Consider the following 7,088-nt stretch of genomic DNA (forward strand, 5'->3'; position numbering starts at 1 on the left):
GACGATCACCTTGTTCATCGACGGCGAAAACACCGACACCTTGTCCCAACGCTCATTGACATGCTCCACACCAGTGATGTGCGCACCCTGCCCCGGCCCAGCAGCAGGCTGCGCCACAGCCACCGGAACCGACACCAACGACCACACGGAGATCAGCGCAACGGCCATCACGCGGACACGGCTCGTCAAGATGATCGGTCGATTACGCAGTCGAGCACGGAGCCCGGCTCCCACCCTTCGGGCAGAAGAGTGCCTGCGATGGCGATCGAAGGTCGTGTGCACGGAGCCCCTTAGTGTCGGTGTCGATTGGTCTCGTTCGTTGAGGTGCGCGGACACAACCTGGGCAGCTGCAACCGCATCCTGACCCGATGACGGTTACCGATGCCGCGCTGGCCGGCTCGCGCACGCTCATCGCGCACTGTGCCTGATCGTCCGCCCCGGCACATGAGGCGTTTACCTCATATTTGGCCCCAGTGATGTGGTCCGGGACACACTGTCCGAAAAGCGATGCTCGCGGTTTCGCCTGTCGTTGTTGGGATCGGTAGCACGCCGGTCCTTGTGTACTTGTCCCCAGATCGACGCCGAGCGCGGCAGCGCATCACCAAGGGAACACAACGATGAAGATCAGTCATCGGCAAACGCCGATCGCGCCGTCACTTCGTCCGGCGAGGCGTTGCCATGTGATTGCGTTTGCAAGCGTGTCGGACCCTGTTTGGCTAAGCTCTTGACCGCATCCTGACCTGATGACGGTTTGCTGGAGTTCGTGGTGAGCCGGCCCGCACACGCGTATTGCACTGTGTGTGCAGCCGACCGCGCCCGGAACATGACGTTTACCGCATATTTGCTCGAAAGCGCGGCCCCGGACCCCGTGGCCCAGAAACGTTCTGAGACGGGAGGACTGTGGCCACGAGGGATCGGCTGCTCGAGCGTGACACAGTGCTGTCTGAACTGGACCGCTATCAACGGGCAGCTGCGCACGGTTCGGGCACGGCGGTGTTGCTGCGCGGAGAGGCCGGGGTCGGAAAGACCACGGTGATCGCACGCTTTCTTGCCGGGCTCGAAGCTCGCGCGCGCGTGTTGCGGGGCTGGTGTGACCCATTGACCGCACCGCGGCCGTTGGGCCCGCTGATCGACATGCTCGCTGAATTCTCCGGTGAGCAGGCGACCGAGCTGCGAGCGGCTATCGACGCCGGTGATACCCACGCGATTTTTTCCCGGTTGGTCGAAATGTTCGGCGGCGAAACAGCGTGGGCGTGCGTCATCGAAGATGTGCACTGGGCCGATGGGGCCACCCTCGACCTGCTGCGTTTTCTAACCCGCCGGATCGACTCCCTGCCGCTTCTGCTGGTGGTGTCCTACCGAGACGACGAGATAGGCGACCAACACCCATTGGCGGTGCTGCTCGGTGACCTTGCGACCTCTGTCGCGGTCAGCCGCATTGGGCTGGATCCGCTCAGTCTGGCGGCGGTGGCCGAGTTGGCCGCAGGCAGCGGGATCAACGCCGACGCGTTGCATCGGCTTACCGGCGGTAACCCGTTTTACGTCACCGAGGTATTGGCCGCCGGCTCTGACGCGCTGCTTGAGGGCGGGTTGCCGCGGAGTGTGTCCGAGGCTGTGTGGGGGCGGCTGGCGCGGTTGTCGAACGCCGGTCGTGAGACCGCGTACGCGACGGCGGTGTGCGGGCCCCGGGCCAGCCTGGCCCTGCTGAGCGACGTGTGCCCTGGCGCGGCAACGGGATTGCGTGAATGCCTGGATGTCGGGGTGCTGGTCGCCGATGCGGGCACGGTCGGCTTTCGCCATGAGCTGGCCCGGCGCGCGACGCTGGACCAGCTCCCAGCTTTCCAACGCCGCGTGATGCACAAACAAGCCTTGATCGTGCTGGCAGAGCCGCCGATCGACCCGGATGCCTTGGCGGCGTTGGCTTTCCATGCCGATCAGGCTGGTGATTCAGATGCGGTCATCCGTTACGGGCCCGCCGCCGCCGAGCGCGCCTCCTCGTTGGGTGCGAACCGGGAGGCTGCCGAGCTGTACGCGTTGACTTTGCGTCACGCCGAAGCCATCCCCGACGAGCAGAAGGTGGAATGGCTTGAGCGATACGCGGTCAGCAGCCATTTCAGCGGGCTCTCCGTCGCCGCCGTCAACGCGTTCCAGGATGCGGCCACACTGCGACGCACGTTGGGTGATCGGCGCGGCGAGGGAGACAACCTGCGCTGGCGGTCCCACGTGCTGGTGTCGCTGGGACGCACCGCCGAGGCCATCCAGGTAGGCCGGAAGTCAATGCGCCTGCTCGAAGACATGGGGCCATCCCCCGAGCTGGCCTGGTCGCTGGTCAACATGACCGAGATGGCCGCCCGCGACTTCGACCCGCGGTGCAGTGACTACGCGGCACGCGCCATCGCGCTGGGCACCGAGCTCGGTGATACCGCTGTGGTAGCGCGGGCCCGCTTTTTTGCCCAGCTAGTCGCAGTCCTGGCCAGCGACACGGGCTGGGATGAGCTGGAGGCGGCCTGGCGCGACGCCATGGCCACCGACGGTGAGTCCGCACACGCGGGCATCATCGGGGCTACGCTCTGCTGGTTTGCCGCTGTGCATCACCATCTCGACCGCGCCGAGACCTACATCAGGGAAACTTCCGCGTTCTGCGACGCCAATGACCTGGGGGTATTTCACCCGTTCGCAACTGGAGCCGCCGCCTTCGTCGCGTTGCACCGCGGCGACTGGGCGAGTGCACTTGCGTGCGCCGAAGAGATGTTGACGCGGCCAGGTCTGATCTCGCTGCACCGAACGTTGCCGCTGGTCAGCGTGGCCTTGATCCGCGCGCGCCGAGGTGCGCAACCCGTTGCCCCGCTGTTGGACGAGGCGGCGGCGGGAGCCGAACCCAACGATCTGTACCACCTCGGCCCCGCGTGGGCGGCCCGCGCTGAAGCTGCCTGGCTCGCCGGCGACGACGACACCGCCCGCGCCGAGGCACTCGCCGGTTTGGCTGCGTCCACCGAATATGCCGACCCGTGGATGGTGGGTCACCTGCGGCGCTGGGCGCATCTCGCGGGTGGGCCATTCGATGACGCGCCGACGGTGGACACCGTCACGCCCTATCGCTTCGAAGTCAGCGGCAACTGGCAGGCCGCGGCCGACGAATGGATGCGCCTCGGCTGCCCGTACGACGCGGCGGTAGCCGGGCTCGGCGGCGACCTTCCGGCCGTGGAAGCCGCCCTGGAGACTTTCCGCGGGTTTGGTGCGCGAGCCGCCGCTCGCCGCGCTCAACAACGACTCGCCCAGCTACGTGGCCGCGACCCGGACACACGCCGTAAAGCCACAATCGCTGATCCGTACGGGCTCACAAGACGTGAGCGGGACGTGCTGGAACTTCTTGCAACTGGCCACAGCGACGCCGACATCGCCGCTGCGCTCTACATCAGCCCCAAGACCGCTAACAGACATGTCGGAAGCATTCTTTCCAAACTCGGCGTCCGAAACCGCACCCAGGCCGCGGCCGCCTACGCCTCTCACCACGCGCCACCGGAGCGGTAAACCCTCGATTCACGAGTGAAAGTTACTGCCCCACAGCACCATTGGGATACCAGCAGCTGCAACCTTGCGGCGTGGTTGACGCGACGCGTACAGTAACTGTTAAAAATCTGATAAACAGTTACTCAGCGTTTGGCTGGTGACGAGGAGGAAAGGCGTGGATCCGGACACACTGACGGTTCGGGAACTATCCGAAGAAACCTGGGGCGACTTCGAGGACGTTCTCGGCAAGAACGGAGGCGCCCGCGGCTGCTGGTGCATGCACTGGCGCCTCTCGATCACCGAATTCATGGAAAGCAGGGGCGACGGGAACAGGCGGGCGATCAGGAAACTCGTCGATCAAACATCAGCCCCCGGGGTTGTCGTCTACCGCGGCACAACGCCCGTGGCCTGGTGCTCACTCGGGCCGCGTGACTCGTTCCCGAGGCTCGAGCGCTCGAAACTGTTGGCGAGCATCGATGGCAAACCAGTCTGTGCGATCACTTGCATATTCGTTCACAGAAAACACCGCGGATCCGGGCTGTTGCCGGTCACCCTCGACGCGGTCTGCGAGTACGCAGCCGATAGTGGTTACACGATCGCCGAGGGCTACCCCGTCGAACCTCGTGACGGCCGGCGCGCCGGTTCGGACACAGCGATGACGGGCATTGCCAGCTCCTTTCGCGACGCCGGCTTCCGCGAAGTTGCACGCCCGCGCAGTGACCGTCCGGTCATGCGGCGGTCCCTTCGCGGCCGTAGAAAACACCGAAGACGTTCGCTCAGTCGGTGATTGGCTCTCCCCCGCGGTGGCGCCTTGCTTTCTCACGGTTCCCGCACGTATCCATGCTGCACCATCGGCGGCGCCCGCCCCGTGACGAGTCGAGGAACAACCAGCCGCACCGGTCGCAAGCTCTGATCCTGTTGGGCGGCAACGTGAACAACGCATGCACCGCCAACACCGACAGTGCAGTGGGAATCGCCCGTGCCTGTGTCCAGTCGACGGCCCAATCATCGAGTGCAGGTTCGATGCGGGGAATATGGCGAGAGCGCACCCCCGCTCCGGCCCGTTCAAGGAGCGAGCCAAGGGCCTCAGTGGGAACCGCCTCATCGCGCGACACCGCGGCGAAGACCGACCACGCGTTCTCGCGGACATCTTGGACCTCAACCACCAGCTTGCGCGCGGCAGCATCCGTGAGCGACGGCGCTGTCTTGAACAATCCGACAGATTTGCACCACGACAGGACATCTGCAGGCGACTTCAATAACTCGTTGTCTTCCACCGGACTCGCGCGATGAAAGACCGTGTTGGTTAGGTCGAGCACCGGGTGGCCACCAACGAAATGCGCATCCTGCCACGGGCCTCGAGGTCTGGGCTTCCCGATAGTAACCATTGAAACCACTCTATCTGGTTTCCCGCGATAAGGCGGTGTTCTCCAGAGTGCCATCGCCGAGATCGACGCCACGGCTGTGGATTAGCCGATACGACGACCCGGCGACAGCCCTGCCGTCGAAATGGGCGCTAGCTATCGGTAACGACCATCGGTCGGGGCGCTCCTAGGATGCGATGCACAGGCAGTCCATGATGAATGTCATGGAGTCAACCCGCGTGGATCGGTGGTTGTGGGCGGTGCGGCTGACGAAGACCCGGCCAGACGCCGCCGCAGCGTGTCGAGGTGGGCATGTACGAGTCAACGGGCGGCTGGCAAAGCCGTCGACGATGGTGTGTCCCGGTGATGAGGTGCGCGCTCGCACTCACGACACGACGCGGACCGTCGAGGTCACTCGGGTGATCCAGAAGCGGGTCGGTGCGGCCGACGCCGTCACCTGCTACCTCGACCGAACGCCCGCGCCGCCTCCCACTCCCGTCGTTCCGGTGGCGTCCCGTGATCGCGGTGCCGGGCGGCCGACCAAACGCGACCGCCGCATGCTGGACAGGTGGCGTGCGGGCCAGGCTTGAGATCTACCCATACGCGTTTGGTCACGCTGAAAGGTGTTGACTTACAACACAACCCAAGGGGTTAGGGCGTCGGAGGAACCGGCGTGACAGGCGGCGGCGCGGCCGGGTCCGGTGGCAGGTCGTAGCCGGGTGGCGGCGGCCCGTTCAACGGATAGTAGCCAGGCGGCAGAGGCGGCCCGCCCTCGTAGGACCCGGTGGGCGCAGGCCCGTTGGACCCCGGAGCGTTGATCGACTCGTATCCCGGAGGCAGTTGCGGTGCCGGACCTGCTCCAGGCGGCGGGGCCGCAGCTGCGGGTGGACTGGTCAGGTCGTACGGATTCTGCGCCTGGTGCCAGAGGTCCCTAAGGCTCCCGAGCGGGCCCGATCCCGAGCCGAAGGCGGGGTTCGCGATCTCTGGCACCACGGGCGCGCCGACCGGCGGAGGCGCGGGCGCAGCCACAGGGGCACCGGCAGGCTCCACCACGGGCTGGCCGGGAGCCGGAGTAGGCGCACCCGGATCCGACGGCACTGGCGTCGGGTAGGGCACGGTCGGTTGCGCGCCAGCCTGGCCGGCCAAGCCCAGCGCACCGCCTGCAATGATCACGCCCGCGACAGCGAGCCGCGCGGCGCCGATGGGTGGCCTGACGCGCTGTCGTTCAGCCATGAATTCGGGCTTCCTCTCTGGTGGCGCCGCGAGGGCTCCTCGAGGAGCAACACGGAAGCGCCGGACCGACTGCGAGCAAGGCTAGCGCCTTCCCGACTGCGGCGTCACCTCGTTCAGTCGAACTGGAATTCGATGGCGCCGAGCATCCGGGACGGATTGTTGGGCCGGTCGATCACACACCCGTCGCACCATCGATGTTTTCGCGGATCAAATCGGCGTGGCCGCTGTGGCGCGCGTACTCGCCGATCATGTGGACATAGATCCACCGCAGATTCACCTCGCTACCCATGAATGGACTCGTATCGTCCAGCTCGCGCGCGGCGCAGTTCGCGCGGGCGTGAGCAACTTCTTCCTGCCAGATAGCCACAGCGGCCAGGAAGGACGTTTTCTCGGAAACCTCGAAGCCGCCGTCGTGATCAGATTCCTCGGCCTTCTGCTCATAGATCGACGGTGCTGGCTCGCCGACAAGGACACGGCGGAACCAATTGCGTTCCACCTCTGCCATGTGTTGGACGAGGCCCTGAAGACTTAACACCGACGGCTGCGCGGCCGCCGTGCGCAATGCCGCATCATCGAGGCCCTCACACTTCAATACGAGGGTGCTTCGGTAGAACTCCAGCCATGATTCCAACGTGGTGCGTTCGTCGACGTTCAGCGGCGGCGTCGGTCGTTCAATCGTGGTCACAGGCGACGATTGTGCCAACCGTGACCGACACGGCTAGGCCTGCCCAAGACCGGCGAGCCGCGCCACCACTAACCTGATCTGGTGGCAAATGTGTTGTCGGTCAACTTGGCACGTGTCCGCGCGAATCCTGATGCGCCGTCGAGGTCGACGGGTATCGACAAAGCAGCTGCACAGGAGCCTGTCATGGTCAGGGCGCCTGGTCCGATGCGCGGCGGTCTCGGCAGCGGCCTGGTCGGCGATTCCATCGGCAACCCGAAACTTCATGGGGGCGACGACCAGGCCGTCTACGCGTATGC

At 65.5% G+C, this 7,088-nt stretch carries 6 protein-coding genes and 2 pseudogenes; 4 read left to right on the plus strand and 4 right to left on the minus strand.

The features are described from left to right. Positions 1 to 189, minus strand: a pseudogene (locus VFH65_RS12955) (hypothetical protein); the annotation flags it as partial. Between the two features lie 711 nt (positions 190 to 900). On the opposite strand from VFH65_RS12955, the gene VFH65_RS12960 reads away from it, so the two are divergent. Next, the gene (locus tag VFH65_RS12960; protein WP_353322019.1) at positions 901 to 3,531 is read left to right on the plus strand and encodes an AAA family ATPase; all 2,631 of its coding nucleotides are present in this window, start codon (positions 901 to 903) and stop codon (positions 3,529 to 3,531) included. 286 nt (positions 3,532 to 3,817) lie between these two features. Continuing rightward, a complete protein-coding gene (locus VFH65_RS12965; protein ID WP_353322026.1) occupies positions 3,818 to 4,297 on the plus strand; it encodes a GNAT family N-acetyltransferase in 480 nt (159 codons plus the stop codon). On the opposite strand, the gene VFH65_RS12970 is transcribed toward VFH65_RS12965, so the two are convergent. After that, complete coding sequence (locus VFH65_RS12970; RefSeq protein ID WP_353322021.1) at positions 4,287 to 4,829, minus strand: CGNR zinc finger domain-containing protein; 543 nt, start codon at positions 4,827 to 4,829, stop codon at positions 4,287 to 4,289. The genes VFH65_RS12965 and VFH65_RS12970 overlap by 11 nt on opposite strands. Before the next feature lie 269 nt (positions 4,830 to 5,098). On the opposite strand from VFH65_RS12970, the gene VFH65_RS12975 reads away from it, so the two are divergent. Continuing rightward, positions 5,099 to 5,464 carry an RNA-binding S4 domain-containing protein gene (locus VFH65_RS12975; RefSeq protein ID WP_353322023.1) on the plus strand — a complete coding sequence of 122 codons (366 nt, stop codon included), beginning with the start codon at positions 5,099 to 5,101 and terminating at the stop codon, positions 5,462 to 5,464. A gap of 61 nt (positions 5,465 to 5,525) precedes the next feature. Here the strand turns inward: VFH65_RS12975 and VFH65_RS12980 are convergent, their stop codons facing one another. Together VFH65_RS12980 and VFH65_RS12985 are read right to left on the minus strand one after the other, a co-directional pair. Further along, positions 5,526 to 6,107, minus strand: a complete 582-nt coding sequence (locus VFH65_RS12980; RefSeq protein WP_353322024.1) for a hypothetical protein — start codon at positions 6,105 to 6,107, stop codon at positions 5,526 to 5,528. 172 nt (positions 6,108 to 6,279) lie between these two features. Continuing rightward, the gene (locus VFH65_RS12985; RefSeq protein WP_353322025.1) at positions 6,280 to 6,792 is read right to left on the minus strand and encodes a DinB family protein; all 513 of its coding nucleotides are present in this window, start codon (positions 6,790 to 6,792) and stop codon (positions 6,280 to 6,282) included. Between the two features lie 90 nt (positions 6,793 to 6,882). Between VFH65_RS12985 and VFH65_RS12990 the strand changes: the two are divergent. After that, positions 6,883 to 7,088 (plus strand): annotated as a pseudogene (locus VFH65_RS12990) (MOSC domain-containing protein); the annotation flags it as partial.

The sequence above is a fragment of the Mycobacterium sp. genome (genome assembly GCF_035697385.1).
Lineage (GTDB): Bacteria > Actinomycetota > Actinomycetes > Mycobacteriales > Mycobacteriaceae > Mycobacterium.

Bases quoted from the DNA above. Each gene is read 5' to 3' on its own strand.
- VFH65_RS12965 (WP_353322026.1), top strand. From the start codon at position 3,818: ATGGAAAGCAGGGGCGACGGGAACAGGCGGGCGATCAGGAAACTCGTC.
- VFH65_RS12975 (WP_353322023.1), top strand. From the start codon at position 5,099: ATGGAGTCAACCCGCGTGGATCGGTGGTTGTGGGCGGTGCGGCTGACG.
- VFH65_RS12980 (WP_353322024.1), bottom strand. From the start codon at position 6,107: ATGGCTGAACGACAGCGCGTCAGGCCACCCATCGGCGCCGCGCGGCTC.